The 18,706-nt window shown below is 51.8% G+C and carries 21 protein-coding genes and 1 pseudogene; 11 read left to right on the plus strand and 11 right to left on the minus strand.

What is annotated here, in order from left to right:
• Positions 1–152: 152 nt before the first annotated feature.
• Positions 153–974 (minus strand): transferrin-binding protein-like solute binding protein, encoded by an 822-nt coding sequence (locus tag AAG834_RS11945; RefSeq protein WP_342032246.1) that lies wholly within the window; start codon positions 972–974, stop codon positions 153–155.
• A 304-nt stretch (positions 975–1,278) separates the two neighbouring features.
• On the opposite strand from AAG834_RS11945, the gene pyrE reads away from it, so the two are divergent.
• The 3 genes from pyrE to argA all read left to right on the plus strand — a co-directional run bounded on the left by pyrE (position 1,279) and on the right by argA (position 3,806).
• Entirely contained in the window at positions 1,279–1,920 is a 642-nt protein-coding gene (pyrE, locus tag AAG834_RS11950) for an orotate phosphoribosyltransferase (RefSeq protein ID WP_003741470.1), read from the plus strand.
• Positions 1,921–2,040: 120 nt separating this feature from the next.
• Entirely contained in the window at positions 2,041–2,502 is a 462-nt protein-coding gene (locus AAG834_RS11955; protein WP_342032247.1) for an MJ0042-type zinc finger domain-containing protein, read from the plus strand.
• The gene (argA, locus tag AAG834_RS11960) at positions 2,499–3,806 is read left to right on the plus strand and encodes an amino-acid N-acetyltransferase (protein WP_342032248.1); all 1,308 of its coding nucleotides are present in this window, start codon (positions 2,499–2,501) and stop codon (positions 3,804–3,806) included. Before AAG834_RS11955 ends, argA begins: the two co-directional genes overlap by 4 nt.
• 119 nt (positions 3,807–3,925) lie before the next feature.
• Here the strand turns inward: argA and AAG834_RS11965 are convergent, their stop codons facing one another.
• The 3 genes from AAG834_RS11965 to AAG834_RS11980 all read right to left on the minus strand — a co-directional run bounded on the left by AAG834_RS11965 (position 3,926) and on the right by AAG834_RS11980 (position 6,206).
• On the minus strand, positions 3,926–4,549 hold the full coding sequence (locus AAG834_RS11965) for a TIGR01621 family pseudouridine synthase (protein ID WP_342032249.1): 624 nt from the start codon (positions 4,547–4,549) through the stop codon (positions 3,926–3,928).
• A gap of 10 nt (positions 4,550–4,559) precedes the next feature.
• Entirely contained in the window at positions 4,560–5,132 is a 573-nt protein-coding gene (locus AAG834_RS11970) for a TMEM165/GDT1 family protein (protein WP_342032250.1), read from the minus strand.
• Positions 5,133–5,552: 420 nt separating this feature from the next.
• Positions 5,553–6,206: a hypothetical protein gene (locus AAG834_RS11980; RefSeq protein ID WP_049231337.1), complete on the minus strand. Its 654-nt coding sequence runs from the start codon at positions 6,204–6,206 to the stop codon at positions 5,553–5,555.
• A gap of 402 nt (positions 6,207–6,608) precedes the next feature.
• Between AAG834_RS11980 and AAG834_RS11985 the strand changes: the two genes are divergently transcribed.
• A complete protein-coding gene (locus AAG834_RS11985; RefSeq protein ID WP_049231336.1) occupies positions 6,609–8,036 on the plus strand; it encodes an amino acid carrier protein in 1,428 nt (475 codons plus the stop codon).
• Between the two features lie 234 nt (positions 8,037–8,270).
• Entirely contained in the window at positions 8,271–9,413 is a 1,143-nt protein-coding gene (locus tag AAG834_RS11990) for an FUSC family protein (protein ID WP_342032251.1), read from the plus strand.
• 252 nt (positions 9,414–9,665) lie between these two features.
• On the opposite strand, the gene AAG834_RS11995 is transcribed toward AAG834_RS11990, so the two are convergent.
• The 6 genes from AAG834_RS11995 to AAG834_RS12020 all read right to left on the minus strand — a co-directional run bounded on the left by AAG834_RS11995 (position 9,666) and on the right by AAG834_RS12020 (position 14,050).
• Positions 9,666–10,877, minus strand: a complete 1,212-nt coding sequence (locus AAG834_RS11995) for an NADH:flavin oxidoreductase/NADH oxidase family protein (protein ID WP_342032252.1) — start codon at positions 10,875–10,877, stop codon at positions 9,666–9,668.
• 73 nt (positions 10,878–10,950) lie between these two features.
• Positions 10,951–11,262 carry an ArsR/SmtB family transcription factor gene (locus AAG834_RS12000; protein ID WP_342032253.1) on the minus strand — a complete coding sequence of 104 codons (312 nt, stop codon included), beginning with the start codon at positions 11,260–11,262 and terminating at the stop codon, positions 10,951–10,953.
• A 266-nt stretch (positions 11,263–11,528) separates the two neighbouring features.
• A complete protein-coding gene (locus tag AAG834_RS12005; protein WP_070712964.1) occupies positions 11,529–11,864 on the minus strand; it encodes a thioredoxin family protein in 336 nt (111 codons plus the stop codon).
• Positions 11,865–11,956: 92 nt separating this feature from the next.
• Positions 11,957–12,457, minus strand: a complete 501-nt coding sequence (locus AAG834_RS12010) for an OsmC family protein (RefSeq protein WP_342032254.1) — start codon at positions 12,455–12,457, stop codon at positions 11,957–11,959.
• Between the two features lie 116 nt (positions 12,458–12,573).
• Positions 12,574–13,152, minus strand: a complete 579-nt coding sequence (locus tag AAG834_RS12015) for an NAD(P)H-dependent oxidoreductase (RefSeq protein WP_023887408.1) — start codon at positions 13,150–13,152, stop codon at positions 12,574–12,576.
• Between the two features lie 49 nt (positions 13,153–13,201).
• Positions 13,202–14,050: an aldo/keto reductase gene (locus AAG834_RS12020; protein WP_342032255.1), complete on the minus strand. Its 849-nt coding sequence runs from the start codon at positions 14,048–14,050 to the stop codon at positions 13,202–13,204.
• 128 nt (positions 14,051–14,178) lie between these two features.
• Here AAG834_RS12020 and AAG834_RS12025 point away from each other — a divergent pair, with 128 nt between their 5' ends.
• The 3 genes from AAG834_RS12025 (at position 14,179) to AAG834_RS12035 (ending at position 16,293) form a co-directional block, all read left to right on the plus strand.
• A complete protein-coding gene (locus AAG834_RS12025) occupies positions 14,179–15,069 on the plus strand; it encodes a LysR family transcriptional regulator (RefSeq protein ID WP_342032256.1) in 891 nt (296 codons plus the stop codon).
• A gap of 230 nt (positions 15,070–15,299) precedes the next feature.
• The gene (ygiD, locus tag AAG834_RS12030; RefSeq protein WP_342032257.1) at positions 15,300–16,073 is read left to right on the plus strand and encodes a 4,5-DOPA-extradiol-dioxygenase; all 774 of its coding nucleotides are present in this window, start codon (positions 15,300–15,302) and stop codon (positions 16,071–16,073) included.
• A 67-nt stretch (positions 16,074–16,140) separates the two neighbouring features.
• Positions 16,141–16,293 (plus strand): metal ABC transporter substrate-binding protein, encoded by a 153-nt coding sequence (locus AAG834_RS12035; protein WP_342032258.1) that lies wholly within the window; start codon positions 16,141–16,143, stop codon positions 16,291–16,293.
• A 120-nt stretch (positions 16,294–16,413) separates the two neighbouring features.
• Here AAG834_RS12035 and AAG834_RS12040 read toward each other — a convergent pair whose 3' ends face one another.
• Complete coding sequence (locus tag AAG834_RS12040) at positions 16,414–17,280, minus strand: LysR family transcriptional regulator (RefSeq protein WP_342032259.1); 867 nt, start codon at positions 17,278–17,280, stop codon at positions 16,414–16,416.
• Positions 17,281–17,387: 107 nt separating this feature from the next.
• Between AAG834_RS12040 and AAG834_RS12045 the strand changes: the two genes are divergently transcribed.
• From AAG834_RS12045 to AAG834_RS12055, 3 genes and pseudogenes are all read left to right on the plus strand, one after another.
• Positions 17,388–17,618 (plus strand): DUF2798 domain-containing protein, encoded by a 231-nt coding sequence (locus AAG834_RS12045; protein WP_342032260.1) that lies wholly within the window; start codon positions 17,388–17,390, stop codon positions 17,616–17,618.
• 192 nt (positions 17,619–17,810) lie between these two features.
• Positions 17,811–18,491, plus strand: a complete 681-nt coding sequence (locus AAG834_RS12050) for a type 1 glutamine amidotransferase domain-containing protein (RefSeq protein WP_003778834.1) — start codon at positions 17,811–17,813, stop codon at positions 18,489–18,491.
• Positions 18,492–18,600: 109 nt separating this feature from the next.
• Positions 18,601–18,706 (plus strand): annotated as a pseudogene (locus tag AAG834_RS12055) (IS5/IS1182 family transposase); the annotation flags it as partial.

Genomic DNA, 18,706 nt, shown 5'->3' on the forward strand with positions numbered 1-18,706 from the left:
TCAAGATGAGTTGAACCACCGGCCAAGAAAAACACTTGGCTACGAAACGCCAAGTGTTTTATTCTTGAATCTGTTCAAACCACTGATACACTAGTGTTGCACTTGAAATCCGAATCCAAGGACCTTTATTTGCAATACCGTTTACCGGAAGATTATTTCTTCGAGCCGACGAATGCGCCTACCGTATTGCCGCTAGAGAATCCGCCTGCAACTTCCGCTGCATTTTTGCCAAAGAAACCGCCTTTGACTTGGGTCGCACCGGATTGTTCAAACTTGTTGCCGCTAATTTGGGCATTAACAGCAATGTTGTCGCCAAATTTAGCATCACGAGAGATAGTGCCTGTTAATTTTTTACTGTCAAAATTGGCAGTCAACTCTGTGCGGGTAATATCGTAATTTGCGCCGCTATGCATAGAGGCAACGCTGGTGCTGTAATGAACTTGTCCTTTAGGCAGCTCGGCTGCGGGCGTAAAGTGTCCGCTGAAGAAAGCTTGTTTTTTGCCGTTAACTTCCAACACGCCGGCAGTAGCGTTTGCTGAAGCGGTATTGACCAAGAATTTCTGTACGGATTTCGGCTCGCCGGATGCAATTCCTGAAATGAAACCAGGAACTTTGCCTTTCCAATTATTCAAAGAAATACCGCCGCTTTGGGTCAAGTCGAAATCCACACCGTCAACGCGGATGTGTTTGATATTGCTATTATCGATGGCAATGCTGTTACCGCCAACTGTTTGCTGTGCAGCGGTAGGAACCGCCGGAGTAGCAGGAGTTTTAGGAGCAGTAGGCGTTTTACCCGTCTCAGGTTTTGCAGGAGTTGTCGTTGATGGGGGAGTTGCAGGCTTCTGCGACGTTGATGGGTTGCTTGGACCTGCGTTAGGCGTAGATTGTGAAGAAGGAGTGGAATTTCCACCACCGCCCCCACCTCCGCAGGCAGCCAAAGTTGCTGTACAAATCAATGCAAGTACTTTTTTCATGTCGTATCATCCTTTTTTAAATTGAATCTCGAAGTTTCTGTATTCGGGAACAAGTCTTGATTGTGCTTGCGATGCACCTGAATCAATGACTTAGACATTTTATACTAAAAAGATAAGCCAACCCATATGCAATAGTTAATTCAAGTAAATTTATAAACAAAATATAACTAAACTATAACCAAGCTAACAATTCATTAGCAGGAAACGCATCAAACCAACCCACTTTTTCAGACGACCTGCATTTTCCTCATGAATCCTTTATAATCTCTTCCTTTATAAATCAATATCTTTCGAAAGAAGCAAAATGTCCGATTTCCGTCAAGATTTCCTCAAGTTTGCGCTGGCGCAGAATGTATTGAAATTCGGTGAATTCACGACCAAGGCAGGCCGTCAGTCGCCTTATTTTTTCAACGCCGGACTGTTTAACGACGGCGCATCGACGCTGCAACTGGCGAAGTTTTATGCGCAGGCGATTATCGAGAGCGGCGTAAAATTCGACATGCTGTTCGGCCCGGCTTACAAAGGCATTATTTTGGCGGCGGCGACGGCGATGATGCTGGCGGAAAAAGGCGTGAACGTGCCGTTTGCCTACAACCGCAAAGAAGCGAAAGACCACGGCGAAGGCGGCGTGTTGGTCGGTGCGCCGCTCAAAGGCCGCGTATTGATTATCGACGACGTGATTTCTGCGGGAACATCTGTGCGCGAATCGGTCAAACTGATTGAAGCGGAAGGCGCAACGCCCGCCGCCGTCGCCATCGCGCTCGACCGCATGGAAAAAGGCACGGGCGAATTGTCCGCCGTTCAGGAAGTGGAAAAACAATACGGCCTGCCCGTTGTCGCCATTGCCAATCTGAACGACTTGTTCACACTCCTGCAAAACAATGCGGAATTCGGCGGCTTCCTCGAGCCGGTCAGAGCCTACCGCGAACGCTACGGCGTTGCCTAAAATCCGATAAACAAAAGGTCGTCAGGTTGTCTGAAAACGGACAAACCCTTTTTCAGACGACCCAACCCGATCAAACACACATTAAAACAACACATCCCACACTTTACACGGAAAACCCCTATGCCCGCCTGTATCTGCCCACACTGCAAAACCTCACTTTGGGTCAAAGACACCCAGCTCAACGTCGCACAAGGCTTTGTCGTTTGCAATAAATGCGAAGGTCTGTTCAAAGCCAAAGACAGCCTGGCGCCGTCTTCCGCCCCCGCCAATCCCGACACGCTGCCCAACGCCGTTACCGACGTCCGCCTCGTACACGACATGGGCGGCAACATCCGCAACCGCAAACAACTCTCCCGCCACGAAATCGCCAGCCTGCTCGACAGCGCCGAACGCGCCAAAAAGGCCAAAGAAGAGGCGGCACGGCGTGCCGAAGATGAAAAACGTCGGACTGAAGAATTCCAAGCCTTGATGGCTGCCGCTGCCAAACCTGCCAAATCCGAAGAAGGCTTCAACTGGACGCTGGCGGTACTGGTCGCGCTGACCGTCCTCATCATGCAGCTTTTCTATCTGGTCTTGCTATGAACACATCTCCGGGCTTTGTCGCCGATTTTCGCGAAGCCGCGCCCTATATCCACTACCTGCGCGGCAAAACACTGGTTATCGGCATCACCGACAGCCTGCTCGAAGGCGACACCCTGAACCGGCTCGCCGCCGATTTCCATCTGCTCGCCGGCTTGGGCGTGCGTCTCGTATTGGTACACGGTACGCGCCATTTCCTCAACCGCCTCGCCGCCGACAGACAATTCGTTCCGCAATACCACCGCAACCGCCGCATTACCGACGACGCCACCCTGCGCGACGCCAAGCAGGCGGTCGGCATGATACGCAGCGACATCGAAGCCGCCCTGTGCAGCAGCGCATCCGCCCCCTTGCGCAACAAACCGATTCCCACCGCTTCGGGCAATTTCCTCACCGCCCGTCCGCTCGGCGTCATTGACGGCATAGACATGGGCTACACCGGCATCGTCCGCAAAACCGATACCGACTCCATCAACCGCCGCCTTGACGACGGCGCTATTGTCCTCATCAGCCCGCTCGGACACTCCTACGGCGGCAAAACCTTCAATCTCAGCATGAGCGAAGCCGCCGAAGCCGTTGCCGTCGCCCTTCAAGCCGAAAAACTCGTGTACCTGACCGAAGAAGCCGGCATTTGCAACGCCGACGGCGTCCTCATGTCCACCCTGTCCTCAGGCGAAGTCCGCCACCTGATAGAAACCGTAAACAACGTTCCCGTGCGCCTGCTCCAAGCCGCCGTCAACGCCGTCGAAAACGGCGTCAGCCGCGTGCAAATCCTCAGCGGGCGCGAAGACGGCGGACTGTTGCGCGAACTCTTCACCCGCGAAGGCTGCGGTACCGCCATCGCCCGCGATGCCTTCGTCTCCATCCGTCAAGCCCACAGCCGCGACATCCCCCGCATCATCGCCCTGATACGCCCGCTGGAAGAACAAGGCATCCTGTTGCACCGCAGCCGCGAATATCTCGAAAACCACATCTCCGGTTTCTCCGTCCTCGAACACGACCGCAACATCTACGGTTGCGTCGCCCTCAAAACTTTCGACGATCCCGAAATCGGCGAACTCGCCTGCCTCGTCGTCTCCCCCGAAGCCCGCGACGGCGGCTACGGCGAAATGCTGCTCGACCACCTCTTCCAAAAAGCCCGCGCCATGGGTATCCGCCGCCTGTTCGCCCTCTCCACCCACACAGGCGAATGGTTTGCCGAACGCGGTTTTCAGACGACCTCTCCCGACGCATTACCCGAAGAACGCCGCCGCGACTACCTCGCCAACGGCCGCAATTCGCAAGTGTTCGTCCGAGAGTTGGCTTAAGCGGTTTTGAAACCCAAGGTCGTCTGAAAACTGCCGATAGCCTTGTTTAGCGTTCCTAAAAATCAAGCATGACTTAAAAAAACAAGCTATTGCAATAGCGTTATCAGGCGGCTCAATTTTCACAAAAAATCCATGTCCCTCAACGGCCATTCCTCACTCAAGGGCGCGACGATTTCAAACGCCTGATCTTGATAATCAAATTTGATTTTCCACGCATGAAGGAACATCCTCGATGCAGGCTTCCCGCCGTAGAGCGTATCGCCCAAAATCGGACTGCCCAAGCTTTTCATGGCGACACGAAGCTGGTGGGTTTTGCCCGTATGTGGATGTAGAACGAACAGGCGCAAGCCGGGTTCTAAACTGTGGCTGTCAAATTCGGTTACGGCGGGATTTTCCATGCCGCGCGTCAGTTTCCATGCGCCGCGCCGCGATTTTTCCATATTGCCTTTGATCCAACCTTGTTTCTTAGACGGCTTGTCCGTTGCCAGCGCCAAATAAGTTTTACGCATGGTTTTGGCGGCAAATTGCTGCGCCAGCGCCGACGCGCTTTGCGGGTTCAGGGCAAACAGCAGCACGCCGCTGGTCAGCCTGTCCAAGCGGTGCAGCAGCCAAACCTGCTCAAGGCCGAGTTGCGCCGCCAGCGTCTGCGTCAGGCTGACTTCGCCCTCTTCCTGATGTACGGATACGCCTTGCGGCTTGTTAATGGCAACAAAATCCGTATGTCTAAATAAGATTTCCCACATTTCAGACGACCTATTTCAACATAATGCCGCCACCGGCCAGAGTGATGACGCCCAATACGCAAAACAGTACGCAGGCGGAAATCCGCACGGCTTTGGCGGGGATTTTTTTCATCAACATATCGCCCAGATAAACCACGGGGACGGTTGCCAACATCAATCCGGCAACGCTGCCGAGTACGACCATGGATAAGGATTGGTATTTTGCCGCCAGCAAGACCGTGGCGATTTGGGTTTTATCGCCGATTTCCGCTATGAAAAACAGGAAAACCGTCGCCCCGAACGCGCCGTATTTGAGCCAGCGGCTGTCGGGGTTTTCATCTTTATCGGGCAGAAGCAGCCACAAACCGACCGCGATAAAGCTGATGCCGACGACCCATTTGACGATCTCGGGAGAAATGGCTTCCGCCAGCCATACGCCGACAAATGCAGAAACTAAATGATTCAGTAAAGTGGCAATGAAGATGCCGGAGACTACCGCGTTTTTCTGGGCGAAACGTGCGGCAAGGAAAAGAGCGAGCAGTTGCGTTTTATCGCCGATTTCGGCAATGGCAACGCCCAACATTGAAGAGAAAAATGCTTCCATAAGATACTCAACCGAAGCGGGCAAAAACAAAAAGCGTTGCACATACCGCCCGCAAGGGTATGGACAACGCTTACGTCTTGCCTGTCTTCCGGTTTTCAGGAAGATGCCGCCACCATGACCGATTTTTGTCAAACTCAGTCAATTATGTTGATAACGGCTCTGATGGTTAGCAAACATCAGATGGCTACTCCCGTAAGAGTGTGCGCATTATAAAGAGGTTGGCACGCAAAGACAATCATATAGTGGCTTAACTTTAAACCAGGACGGCGTTGCCTCGCCTTGCCGTACTATCTGTACTGTCTGCGGCTTCGTCGCCTTGTCCTGATTTAAAGTTAATCCACTATACTTTTCAGAAGCTGTTTGTATTTGCTCCACAAAAAATGTGTTTCAGACGACCTTTGGTGTCGGCCCCAATCCACATCAATACAATAATTTGCTAGGTTTTTGTTCGGCTTCGGACAGCTCCACCGCGTTAAGCAGACTTAAATCCAAAGATGTTTCGGATATACAGGTTTCGCCAAACACATTGCAGTACGTCATGACGAGTTTCATGATGCCGCCGAATTTTTTCTCCGGCAGACTTGCCGACAGCTCGCGGATATCGCCAAACACGCTGCCGTATACTTCTCCCGAAGCCAGCATATCCAAGCCGTCGCCAACGATAACCAATTTGCCCACTGCATCAACGATAGCGCGTTCCGCCGCCTTATCAGACACGGACGACACTTGCAGGCGGATGTTTTTCGCCATGCCTTTGCCATGGTTGCGGATAGTCAATGCCAGCATCTCCGGCTGTTCTTCCACGCTTTGAAGGGAAGCATGCAAGACGGGATGGACTTTTTCCTGCTGTATCAATTTTTCCCTGCGCAGCCATTCGTTCTTTTTCCGCGCGATGACCGAAACCGCCGTCCATGCCAACCACACCAGCGCAACGGCGGAGACTGCGGTAACAACGGGCGCCAAATCAGCAAGATAGTCTTGGGGATTAAACCAAAGGCAGGCGGTCAGAAAGCCTGCAAAAAATATTACGACGTATAAAATCGGCGCGAAACGGCTTTGAATCGTAGCATGCATAGATTTTCCTGTTTGTGGCACAAAGGTCGTCTGAAACCGGACTGCCGCGTTTATCGCCATACAGCCGGAATTTCGGATGGCATTCTAACGTAAACCGTATTTTTCGGCGCAATTGAATAACAAGCGGTAACAGTTGGGAAATATACGGCACTTTGCACCTGGTTCCTAGGCAGGCTCAACCCGTTTTCAGACGACCTCTTTCAGGCATTTGCCCGCTTCGCACAGGAAAGCGGATCCGGCCTCATCCGCCCCTGATCAAGGGTTTTAATTGTTGAATATCAATCAATTAGATACATTATTTCACGCCGATATAAAACTTTTTCAATTTGTTGACAGTCTGTTACAATGCACTACTTCCGAACGGCGGCAAACCGTCCGTCATTCAAATTCAGAAAGGCTTTTATGGATAACAACTTTACCGAATCGCTGCACCAATTGGTTCAGAAAATCAATGATCCGATGTGGACAGGGCTGGTGTATGTCCTGTTGGGTGCAGGGCTGTTTTTCACGGTTGCCACCGGTTTCGTACAATTCCGCCTGCTCGGACGCAGTATCAAAGAAATGCTCGGCGGCCGCAAACAAGGCGATGACCCGCACGGTATTACGCCGTTTCAGGCTTTCGTTACCGGACTTGCCAGCCGTGTAGGTGTGGGCAACATCGCGGGTGTAGCGATTGCCATCAGCAGCGGCGGACCGGGCGCGGTATTTTGGATGTGGATCACCGCATTAATCGGTATGAGCTCGGCGTTTGTCGAATCTTCGCTGGCGCAGTTGTTCAAAATCCGCGATTACGACAACCATCATTTCCGCGGCGGTCCTGCTTACTATATTACCCAAGGTTTGGGTCAGAAATGGTTGGGTATCGTATTTGCATTGAGCCTGATTTTCTGCTTCGGATTCGTTTATGAAGCCGTTCAAACCAACACCATCGCCGTAACCGCCAAAGCCGCATGGGGCTGGGACGAACATGCGGTCGGCGTCGCATTGGTCATCATGACTGCGCCGATTATTTTCGGCGGTATCCGCCGTGTTTCCCGCTTCGCCGAAATGCTTGTCCCGCTGATGGCGACTTTATATCTGCTGATGGCGCTCTACATCATCATCACCAACATCAGCCTGATTCCTCATGTCTTCGGTCAGATTTTCGACAGCGCGTTCAACTTTAAAGCAGCCGGCGGCGGCCTGCTCGGCGGTTTGATTTCGCAAACTATGATGATCGGTATCAAACGCGGTCTGTACTCCAATGAAGCAGGTCAAGGTTCTGCGCCTAACGCCGCCGCAGCCGCCGAAGTCAAACACCCTGTTTCCCAAGGTATGATTCAAATGCTGGGCGTATTCGTCGATACGATTATTGTATGTTCCTGCACGGCGTTTATCGTTTTGGTTTACCAACAACCTTACGGCAATTTGAACGGCGCAGAGCTGACCCAAGCAGCGATTATCAGCCAAGTCGGTGCATGGGGCGCGGATTTCTTGGCAATCATTCTGTTTATGTTTGCCTTCTCTACCGTCATCGGCAACTATGCCTATGCCGAGTCCAATGTGCAGTTCATCAAAAACCATTGGCTGTTGACCGCCCTTTTCCGTATGCTCGTTTTGGGCTGGGTGTATTTCGGCGCAGTCGCCAACGTGCCGCTGGTTTGGGATATGGCGGATATGGCAATGGGTACGATGGCATGGATCAACCTTGTCGCCATCCTGCTCCTCTCTCCGCTTGCCTTCCTACTGTTGAGGGACTACACGGCGAAACTGAAAATGGGCAAAGACCCTGTCTTCAAACTTTCCGAACATCCGGGTTTGAAACGCAAAATCAAATCCGATATTTGGTAAAACCATAGCCCGGTTAAAAAGGTCGTCTGAAATACCATGTAGTATTTCAGACGGCCTTTTGCTTTTTACCGAAAATATTTAATGCAATGATGGCTCGATCTTAGCTTTATCTTCCCAAAACAATCTGTTTCAGCCCAGCCGAAAATCCTTTATTCAGAAACCTGTATCTCCCTATCGATTCCCGTTACAATACCGCCCGATAAACCCAAAAATCTCAACAAGATAGCCCCAATCATGAACGCCTCACAACGCGAACGCTTCGTCAAACGCTGGCTCAACTCCTACGAACGCTACCGCTACCGCCGCCTCATACACGCCGTCCGGCTCGGACTTGCCGTACTGTTTGCCACCCTGCTTGCCAAACTCCTCCACCTCCAACACGGCGAATGGATAGGCATGACCGTATTCGTCGTACTCGGCATGCTCCAATTTCAAGGCGCGATTTACTCCAAAGCCGTCGAACGCATGCTCGGCACGGTCATCGGTTTGGGCGCAGGTTTGACCCTGTTGTGGCTCAACCAACACTACTTCCACGGCGGCATCCTCTTTTACCTGACCGTAGGTGCCGCCAGCGCAGCCGCAGGCTGGGGTGCGGTCGGCAAAAACGGCTACGTCCCCATGCTTGCCGGATTGACCATGTGCATGCTCATCGGCGACAACAGCAACAACTGGCTCGACAGCGGCCTCATGCGCGCTATGAACGTCCTCATCGGCGCCGCCATCGCCATCATCTCCGCCAAACTCCTGCCCTTGCGTTCCACACTCATGTGGCGGTTTATGCTTGCCGACAACCTGACCGAATGCGGCAAAATGATTGCCGAAATCAGCAACGGCAAACGCATGACCCGCGAGCGGCTGGAGCAAAACATGGTCAAAATGCGCCAAATCAACGCCCGCATGGTCAAAAGCCGCAGCCACCTCGCCGCCACATCGGGCGAAAGCCACATCAGCCCCGCCATGATGGAAGCCATGCAGCACGCCCACCGCAAAATCGTCAACACCACCGAGCTGCTCCTCACCACCGCCGCCAAGCTGCAAGCCCCCACCCTCAACGAACACGAAATCCGCCTCCTCGACCGCCATTTCAACCGCCTCCAACGCGACCTGCGCCTGACCGTCCGCCTCATCAAAGGCCACTACGCCCGCCGCATCCGCATCGACACCTCCATCAATCCCGATCTGGGCAAACTCGCCGCCCGCCTCCATTACGAATGGCAAGGCTTCCTCTGGCTCAGCACCAATATGCGCAACGAAATTTCCTCGCTCGTCATCCTCCTGCAACGCAGCCGCCGCAAGTGGCTGGACAAACACGAACTCCAACGCCTGCGTGAACACCTGCGCGAAACCCACGAAGGCGATTTGGAAGAGGTCGTCTGAAAACAAACCGTTTCAAAAAATGTGAACTTCAGCGGAGTTAAACAAAGTTTCTGCGAAGCTATAGTGGATTAAATTTAAATCAGGACAAGGCGACGAAGCCGCAGACAGTACAGATAGTACGGCAAGGCGAGGCAACGCCGTACTGGTTTAAAGTTAATCCACTATAAAATGTAAAGAGCTGCCTGCACTTCAATCAACAAAGTGCAGGCTGCTTTCAGGTAGCCCATTCCAAACAGTGTTTCAAGTGGTTTATCAAGCCCTGCCTGTGCTTAAACCTGCTTTGCCATTTTCCCATAAAGTTTTCAACAATACTTTCCACGCCGACAATTTAGGATTGGGCTTTTTGCCTTGTCCGATCAAGTCCATTTGCGTCATATACCAGTTCATTTCCAGCATCGCGCCCGCTTTTTTATCAACAAACGCCACGCCTGTTTGGATGCGGTCGGTTTGTACGGTTTGGTAGGTGCCGTTTTGCATTTTGTTTGCCAAATCAGGCACTAAGGCAAATGGGCGGGCGACGCCGACCAAATCCAAATGGCCGCTGGATAAGGCGTCTTCCATGGCGTTTTGCGAACGGAAGCCGCCGGTGATAATCAGCGGAGCTTGGCTGACTGCACGGGCTTTTTCGGCGTAATCGATAAAGAAAGCTTCGCGTTTGCGGGTGCTGTCTTTGGCGGCGAGCATTTGCGGGCTTTCGTAGTTGCCACCGGAAACTTCAATAAAATCAATGCCCATTTCTGATAACTTTTGTACCACTTGCACCGATTCGCTTTCATCAAAACCGCCTTTTTGGAAGTCCGCCGAATTGAGTTTTACACCCACCAAGAAATCTTTGCCCACGGCAGCGCGGATGGCGGTGTAGGTTTCCAAAAGGAAGCGCATACGGTTTTCCAAGCTGCCGCCCCATTGGTCTTGGCGGCGGTTGTGGTGCGGCGAGAGGAATTGGCTGATGAGATAGCCGTGTGCGGCGTGAATTTGTACGCCTGAAAAGCCTGCTTGTTCGGCAATTTTCGCGGTTTGTACGAATTGCTGAATCAGCCCGTTGATTTCATCGGCAGTCAATTCGCGCGGCGGATTGATGAAGCCGTCCATGCCCACCAACGACACGGCGCTCGGCGCAAGCGGCGTTTTATTGACCACCGCAGGCGACTGTTTGCCCGCATGGTTGATTTGCATGATGAGCAGCATGTCGTTTTGCGTGCCGGCTTTCGCCCATTTTTTCAGCATCTCAAGGCTACTGTCGTCTGAAATCACCACATCGTTTATCGAACCCTTGCCGCTTTCGGCAACCATCACATTGCCCGTTACCAAAACGCCTGCGCCGCCTTCTGCCCAAGTGCCGTACAGGCGGACAAGTTTTTCAGACGGCTGGTCGTTTTGGGCAAGCTGCTCTTCCATGGCAGATTTGAAGATACGGTTTTTGGCGGTTTTGCCGTTTGGAAAAGTGAATGGCGTGAATAACATAATCGTTCCTTTAAGTTGATAAGTTTAAAAATGTAAACGTATTTGGGTAAAAATAAAGGGTTAACGGATAACCCTATTTTGAAAGCGGGCAATTTTGCGCCATCAAATTGGCAAGCTGTTTCAATCTCTCCACCGCATCCGCCATGGCAATACTGTAAAACCGCTCTTTGCCGACCTGCTCCACCGCCACCGCCCCGGCTTGCAACATAATTTTCAAATGATGCGACACCGCAGGACGCGACAGATGCAGATGCTCGGTCAGCTCATTCACATTCATCTTGCCGTGTTCCCACAGCACGCGCAGGATTTGATGGCGGTTTTCATCGCTCAACACGGTAAAAATGGGTATGCACTCGCGCATTAAATTCATGGTTTGTTGCGGCATATTCGGCCTTTTAAGTTTATATGTTTAAAAACTTGAACGCATTTTAAAGGGAAAGATGGGGAATGTCAAAGGGAATTTTCAGAAGATGGTTTTAGTGTACAAATCACAGCGTTTCATCAATCATTATCTCAGTCTGCAAGCCGTTTCAGACGACCTTTTCGTAATAAAGAGCGGTCAAATTTTTAAGTGTTTTGCAAATCATCTTAAAAACTTGACCACTTGCATCATTATCAAGACCGCAGCCGTCTGAAACATTGATAGACCGGTTACTGATGTCCGCTTTCTGCTACTTTTGTCCATTTTGCCAATGTCTGCTTCATCTGTGCCTGAGGGATGAAGCGGGCCATCCGTTCTACTTCCTTGCCTTGATAAAACAGCAGCCATGCAGGTGCGGTCAGCACGTGGAAACGTCCGGCCATTTCGGGTATTTCAGCAATATCGGCTTTTACGGCATACACATTTCCTTCCACCGCCAAAGCTGAGTCAAGCTGGGCGGCCACGACCGTACAAACACCGCAGATTGGGGCTTTGATGTACAGTGATACTAAAGAGTGTGTGGCGATGGCCTGTTCGATGTCTTTCAAAGTGTGCAGTTGTTGCATGTCATGTACTCCTTTGAGCGATTAAGCCCTTTTCTAGTTGTCCAGAAAAGGGGCTTTCAACGAAATGAAAACAAGAAAACGTTTTGAGTCGTCTAGATTTTTTCCACAACCACTTTTACCCGCGCTTTCAGGCTGTTCAACACTGGCGAGCTGGCGGCGGAGCGGTCGGCGAAATTTTGCAGGGTAGGAAGGTCGGCGTCGGCTTTTACTTTTACGGTTAGCACCAGATTATCCAGTCCGCCGTAGCCATCTTCCATGCCGCACAGTTTGGCCATGTCGATACCGCCGCTTGCGGATATTTCAAACTGTTCCAGTTTCACGCCTGCTTGTGCTGCTTGCAACTCGAAACCTATGGCGCAGCAGCCTGCAGCAGCACCGATCAGGTATTCCATCGGACTTGGGGCGGCGTTTTCACCGCCCATGTTTTTCGGTTCGTCTGTGGTAAAGGCAGGGAAGCGGCGCACGGAGATTTCGTTCTTCGTGCCGGATACCCAGCGCGAATCGGCGCGTAATGCTGCCTTGCCTTTTGTATGGTCGTTTTCAACCGCTGCCATGGTAGTTCGGAAACGTTCGATATCTAACCCGTTAATCATGTTTTGTCCTTTCATATAATGAATTGCAGATGGTTTTTCGCTACACTATTTCGTACCAATTAGCGACTGACAAAATGGTGGGCAAAAGCCCACCACTTCAAGTTGATGTTTTATCATTAACCAAACACTTTTTTCAAATGTGCTTGGTAGTCTGCGAAGTATTGTTCTACTTGTGGATTTTTAACTACATCGTTACATGTAAATGTCGGTAGACGGGTCAAACCGATGAACTCGTTGAGTTTGTGGAAAGGCATGTACACAGCATCCACATCTTTGCCTTCAAAGAAGTCGCCTTCACGGGTGAACGCTTCAATCGGCGCATTCCAAGTAAGCGAAAGCATGTGTTTTTTGCCTTGCAACAAACCACCTGTGCCAAATCCTTCAGTTGGACTAACACGATGACGGCCATCACTGTGGTAAAGCTTGCCGTGTCCAGCGATAAATACTTCGTCTATGTATTTCTTCACTGTCCAAGGCTCGTGCATCCACCAAACAGGCATCTGCCAAATCACGGCATCCATCCACAAGAATTTTTCGATTTCTGCCTCAACATCATAGCCAGCATCAATCACAGTTTCTTTTACATTGTGTCCAAGTGCGGTCAAAACTTCTTTTGCTTTTTTGTGAAGCGTGTTGTTTAACTCACCATGCGAATGGCCGAATTCTTTACCACCGTTTAATAATAAAATGTTCATTTTTACTCCTAGAATAAATAATTTATAAAAAGGGATGTGATGTTTGCGGTTATTGTCCCGTTTTCCATGAAGCGATACGTTTCAAATTATCCACCGTGTCGTGATTGACGATGGCGTCGAACGTGCCGTCCAGTTTGGCAATTTCTGCTTTGTCTTCATCACTGAGGGCAAAGTCAAAGATGTTCAAGTTCTCCGCCATGCGTTCGGGTTTGGTGGATTTTGCCAATACAATGATGCCACGTTCCACCAGCCAGCGGGTAATCACTTGTGCCACAGATTTGCCGTATTTCGCACCGATTTTGCTTAACACGAGATTGTGGAAAATATCGTTTTTGCCTTCAGCAAACGGCGCCCATGCTTCCACGGCGATGCCTTCAGCCTGCAAAGCGGCAACGGCTTCGGTTTTTTGTTGGAACGGATTGATTTCAATCTGATTAGCCTGCGGCATCACTTTATTGAATAGTCCCAAATCCACCGCGCGTACGGGCGAAAAATTGCTCACGCCGATGGCGCGGATTTTGCCGGCTGCCTGATACTCTTCCAGCGCGCGCCATGTGCCGTAGCTGTCGCCGTAAGGCTGATGAATCAGCACCATATCGATGTAATCCAAATTCAGACGGCCCAATGAACGATCCAACGAGGCTTTGGCGGCTTCGTAGCCGAAATTTTCTACCCAAATTTTGGTGGTAACGAACAATTCTTCGCGCGCCACGCCGCTGTTTTTAATTCCCAAACCGACTTCGGTTTCATTCATATAAACCTGCGCGGTGTCGATGTGACGATAGCCTGCCTTGATGGCGGCAATCACGGCCTGTTCGGTTTCTGCGGGCGGAATTTGGAATACGCCGAAACCAAGTGCAGGAATTTGTACGCCGTTGTTTAATGTGATGTTTTGCATGATATTGTCTCCTGTTTGTTCTCATGAAAGTGTAGCCATTTTAGCCCGTGTTTTTATTGAGATAAATTAGGTTTGGTTTTATGATGTCGTGAATTAAATTCACTAATCACCTAAAACGGGGTAGGAAAATGCAGAACTTTAACGAGCTGAATTATTTTTTGACGCTGGCGCAAACGCAGAGTTTTGTGAAAGCGGGGCAGCTTTTGGGGATTTCTTCTTCGGCGTTGAGCCACAGCATGAAAAATCTGGAAACGCGGCTGAACCTGCGCCTGCTCAACCGCACTACGCGCAATGTGTCGCTGACCGAAGCCGGGCAACAGCTTTTCGACCAACTTTTCCCACTTTATCAAGCCATAAACCAAGGAGTCGATGCATTAAATGATTTTTTGAATACGCCATCGGGATTGATTCGCATCAACGCCCCGGCGATGGCAGCGGAAGCCGTGTTGTATCCAAAATTAAAGCCGATTTTGAACCAATACCCGAAAATCCGCTTGGAAATCGTGGTGGACGACCGTTGGGCGGACATTGTGAAAGAAGGGTTTGATATGGGCGTGCGGCTGGGCAACGATGTGGCAAAAGAGATGGTTGCGGTGCCGATTTCCGCACCGCTCAAAATGGCGTTGGTCGCCTCGCCCGATTATTTGGCGCAACACGGTTCGCCGAAAAATATTGACGATTTGCAGCAGCACCGCCTCATCGGCACAAAGCTCTCCGCCGAACACGGCGCGGAAATGCAGTGGGAATTCAAATACCAAAAAGAGCTGATTACGTTCACGCCCAAATCGCAGTTTTCCATCAACAACCATCTGCGCCTGCAAGCCGTTTCAGACGGCCTCGGCATCGCGTGGGTAGCACATATGAGCGTGGCGGATGCAATCCGTTCGGGGAAAGTGGTCGAGCTGTTGCCTGAATATGCCATCACTTACGATCCGCTTTACCTCTATTACCCCAGCCGCCGCGGGCATTCGAATGTGTTTAAGCTGATTGTGGATGCGCTGCGGGTGGGGGCTACCTGAAAAATAAAAAGCAGCCTGCACATTAGGAAAACAAAGTGCAGGCTGCTTTTCATAACCAACCACACCATCACCCATACTTTCAGGCAACCTTTAAACAACAAAAATAAAACACAAAAGCCAAAAAACGCCCCATGATTTCCCACTAAGAAAACATATTCTTCCCCAAACGGGATGGTTCGCACAAAAGTTTCCCGTAAAATCATCCGATTCAAAACGAATTGGGAAACACCATGAACAAAATGCCCGTATTGTTTGTCGGACACGGCAGCCCGATGAACGCGCTGGACGCGGAAAACCCGTTCAACCAAGGCTTCCGCCGCATCGTGCAGAAATTTGCCAAGCCCAAAGCCATTCTGATGATTTCGGCGCACTGGTACGGCAACCGTTTGCAGGTAACGTCCGGCGAACGCCCCGAAATGATTTACGATTTTTACGGCTTCCCCGCAGCACTCAGCCAAGTGCAATATCCCGCGCCCGGCTCGCCCGAACTGGCGGGGCAGGTGCGCTCGTTGTTGCAGCCTGCAAATGTGGAAACGAACCCGGAACGCGGCCTCGACCACGGCGCGTGGGCGGTGCTGAAACACCTGTATCCCGAAGTCGACATTCCCGTGGTACAGCTCGGATTGAACCTGATGCAGCCTGCACAATGGCATTTTGATTTGGCGAAAAAACTCGCCCCGCTGCGCGAACAAGGCGTGCTGGTGGCCGGCAGCGGCAACATCGTGCACAACCTGCGCGCCATGCGCCGCGAACCCGCCGCGGGCTACGACTGGGCAATAGGCTTCCGCAATGCCGTCAACCGCGCCCTTGCCGCGCGGGACAACGACACACTGGTGCATTACGAACGGCAGGGGGACGCCGCCGCGCTCTCCGTGCCAACCCCCGAACACTACCTGCCGCTGCTCTATACCGCCGCGCTGCGCGAACCGCAGGACGATATGGAAATATTCAATGACGAACTCGCCTTTGGCTCAATCAGCATGACTTCTGTTTTGATAGGGTAAGGGGTCACAACAAAACAACGCGTGCGAACCCGCGCACGCCTTCCCAAAAGCCCGCTACGAAGACGGCTTGGACACGGCGAAATCGAACGTATTGGCCGACGTATTGCGACAAATCGGCTGCACGCAGGCAGCGGAAATCCTGACCAACTCCGCCACCGAAGCGCAAGCCAAGCAGCGCATTGCCGACGGCGCAGATTGCTTCGGACAGTTTGGACACTAACCGCCATTGTGCTGATGGTTTCCAGCAACCGATCCGCCGAAGGAAAGGGAATAGGCCGAAAGCAGTATCGCCCAAACGCAAAAGCAGCCTGCACTTTGAAATTGAAGTGCAGGCTGCTTTTTATCTTGCCGACATGTGTTCCAGCACCTCCCCAAAATAATCCGCCACTGCCCTTACGCTGGGGCTGCGGCGCACGTCTTCGTGCATCACCAGAAAGAGTTCCGCTGCGAATTCAGGTAGCGGGGCATCCGGATTGGGCGAGACGGGATGCAGTCTGTCGGTGGGGAACACGGCGAAATCAGGCAGGATACCGATGCCGATTTGTTCGCACACGGCTTGTTTGACGGCGGCGAAATCGTTGCTGGCGAAGGAAATGTCGGCATCTTCGCCGATTTGTTCGGCAAACCAGCGGGAAAAACGGGTGTTTACGGCAATTTGCACGAAACGCCAGTCTTCGCGGCGGCTGGTTTTAAGGTAGCCTTCATGGCCGTAGATGCGGTAGGAGAAATGGGCGATACGGCGCACGGCAAGGTCGTTTTGGGTGGGGCGGACGAGGCGCAGGGCGATGTCGGCTTGGCGGCCGTGCAAGTCGGCGAGTGCGGCATCACTTTGAATGATAAGACGTATATCGTTGTGTTTGCGGTAGAAATCGGCAATGTGGGGCATCAGCAGGAGTCGGGCGACGAATGGCGGTGCGGAAATGACGACACTGTGCCGCAGCTCGGCCTGTTCGCGTGCAGTACGCTGCAACATGCTCATATCTTTGCAGATTTCGCAGGTATGGCGGTAAAGTCGTTCGCCTTCGGGGGTGAGCAGGTAGCGTTTGCCGATGCGGTCAAACAGGCGCAGGCCGAGTGCGTTTTCCAGCTGGGCGATTTGCCGCGAAACGGTGCTGTGTTGCACGCCCAGGTGTTCGGCAGCGGCGGTAAGGGTTTGTTTTTCCACGAGGGTGGTGAAGTGGCGGATGCCGTTCCAGTCCCAATCCATTATTGCTTCCTTTGTGCATTTTTTGGCTGTGTTTGCCAATTTATCTTATTTTCGTGTTTTTATAAACGGTTTAAACTGCACGATATGGATTTTTTGAGGGGAGCGAGATGAAAAAACTGCCGAAAAAATACGCGGGCGTACTGTTTTCTTTTTACGCTTCGACGGTGATGGTGCTGATTGTGAGCGCGGTGCTGGTGGCGCTGAATACCGATATCGACGCGGGCTACCTGCAGCGCTTGTTGAAATCATATTTGATTACTTGGCCGGTGGCATTCGCCAGCCTGCTCGGCGTGCGGCCGTTGGTGGTGAAATGGGTGGCGGCTTCGGTGGCAGATTGAGGCTACCTGAAAACTTGAATAAAGCAGTGACAACCCTAATTGCATCAAAGTGCAGGCTGCTTTCAGTTTCACAAAAGCTCCGCTTTTCATAGACAAACTAATATTGTTTTTAAATTTCAGACGGCTGAATACAGCCAAAAGCTCCTCTGAAAACCAGCCTTTATTTACCAACCTTGCAGACAGGAGACACACATGTCCGACAAACCCATTCTCTACGTTGTAACCAGCAATGCCGTTAAAGGTGCAAGCGGCCAGCCCACCGGCTTTTGGTTGTCCGAACTCACGCACCCCATGCACGAAACCGAAGCCGCCGGGCACCGAAGCGAAATCGCCGCCATCCGAGCCGGAGTCGCCCCCGTTGATGCCGACAGCCTGAATATGGATGACCCCGTGAACGCCCATTACTGGCAGCAAACTGACCTGCAACAACGTTTGCAAGCTGCGCCCGGGCTGGGCGGTCTGAACGGCGCGGACTATTCCGCCATTCTGTTTACCGGCGGCTACGGTACGATGTGGGATTTCCGCGAAAGCCTTGACGCGCAACGCCTTATCCGCGAAGTGTACGAAAACGGCGGTATCGTTGCCGCCGTCTGCCACGGCCCTGCCGCGCTGGTGGACGCGAAACTTTCTAATGGCGAATATCTGGTCAGCGGCAAAAACGTTGCCGCTTTCACCAACGCCGAAGAAGAAGCAACGGGCGGAGCTAAAATCGTCCCCTTCCTGCTGGAAACCGCGCTCGTTGAACACGGCGCAAAACACCATGCCGCGCCGAACTGGGCGGAAAACGTGGTGGTGGACGGCCGTCTGATTACCGGTCAAAACCCGGCATCCGCCAAAGGCGTAGGGGTGGCGTTGGCAAAGGCATTGGGTTGATGAAGTGAAAAAAGCAGCCTGTACTTTGGAAATTGAAGTGCAGGCTGAGACCTTTGCAAAATTCCCCAAAATCCCCTAAATTCCCACAAAGACATTTAGGGGATTTTCCATGAGCACCTTCTTCCAGCAAACCGCACAAGCCATGATTGCCAAACACATCGACCGCTTCCCACTATTGAAGTTGGATCAGGTGATTGATTGGCAGCCGATCGAAC

The organism is Neisseria sp. Marseille-Q2251, assembly GCF_940793045.1.
GTDB lineage: Bacteria > Pseudomonadota > Gammaproteobacteria > Burkholderiales > Neisseriaceae > Neisseria.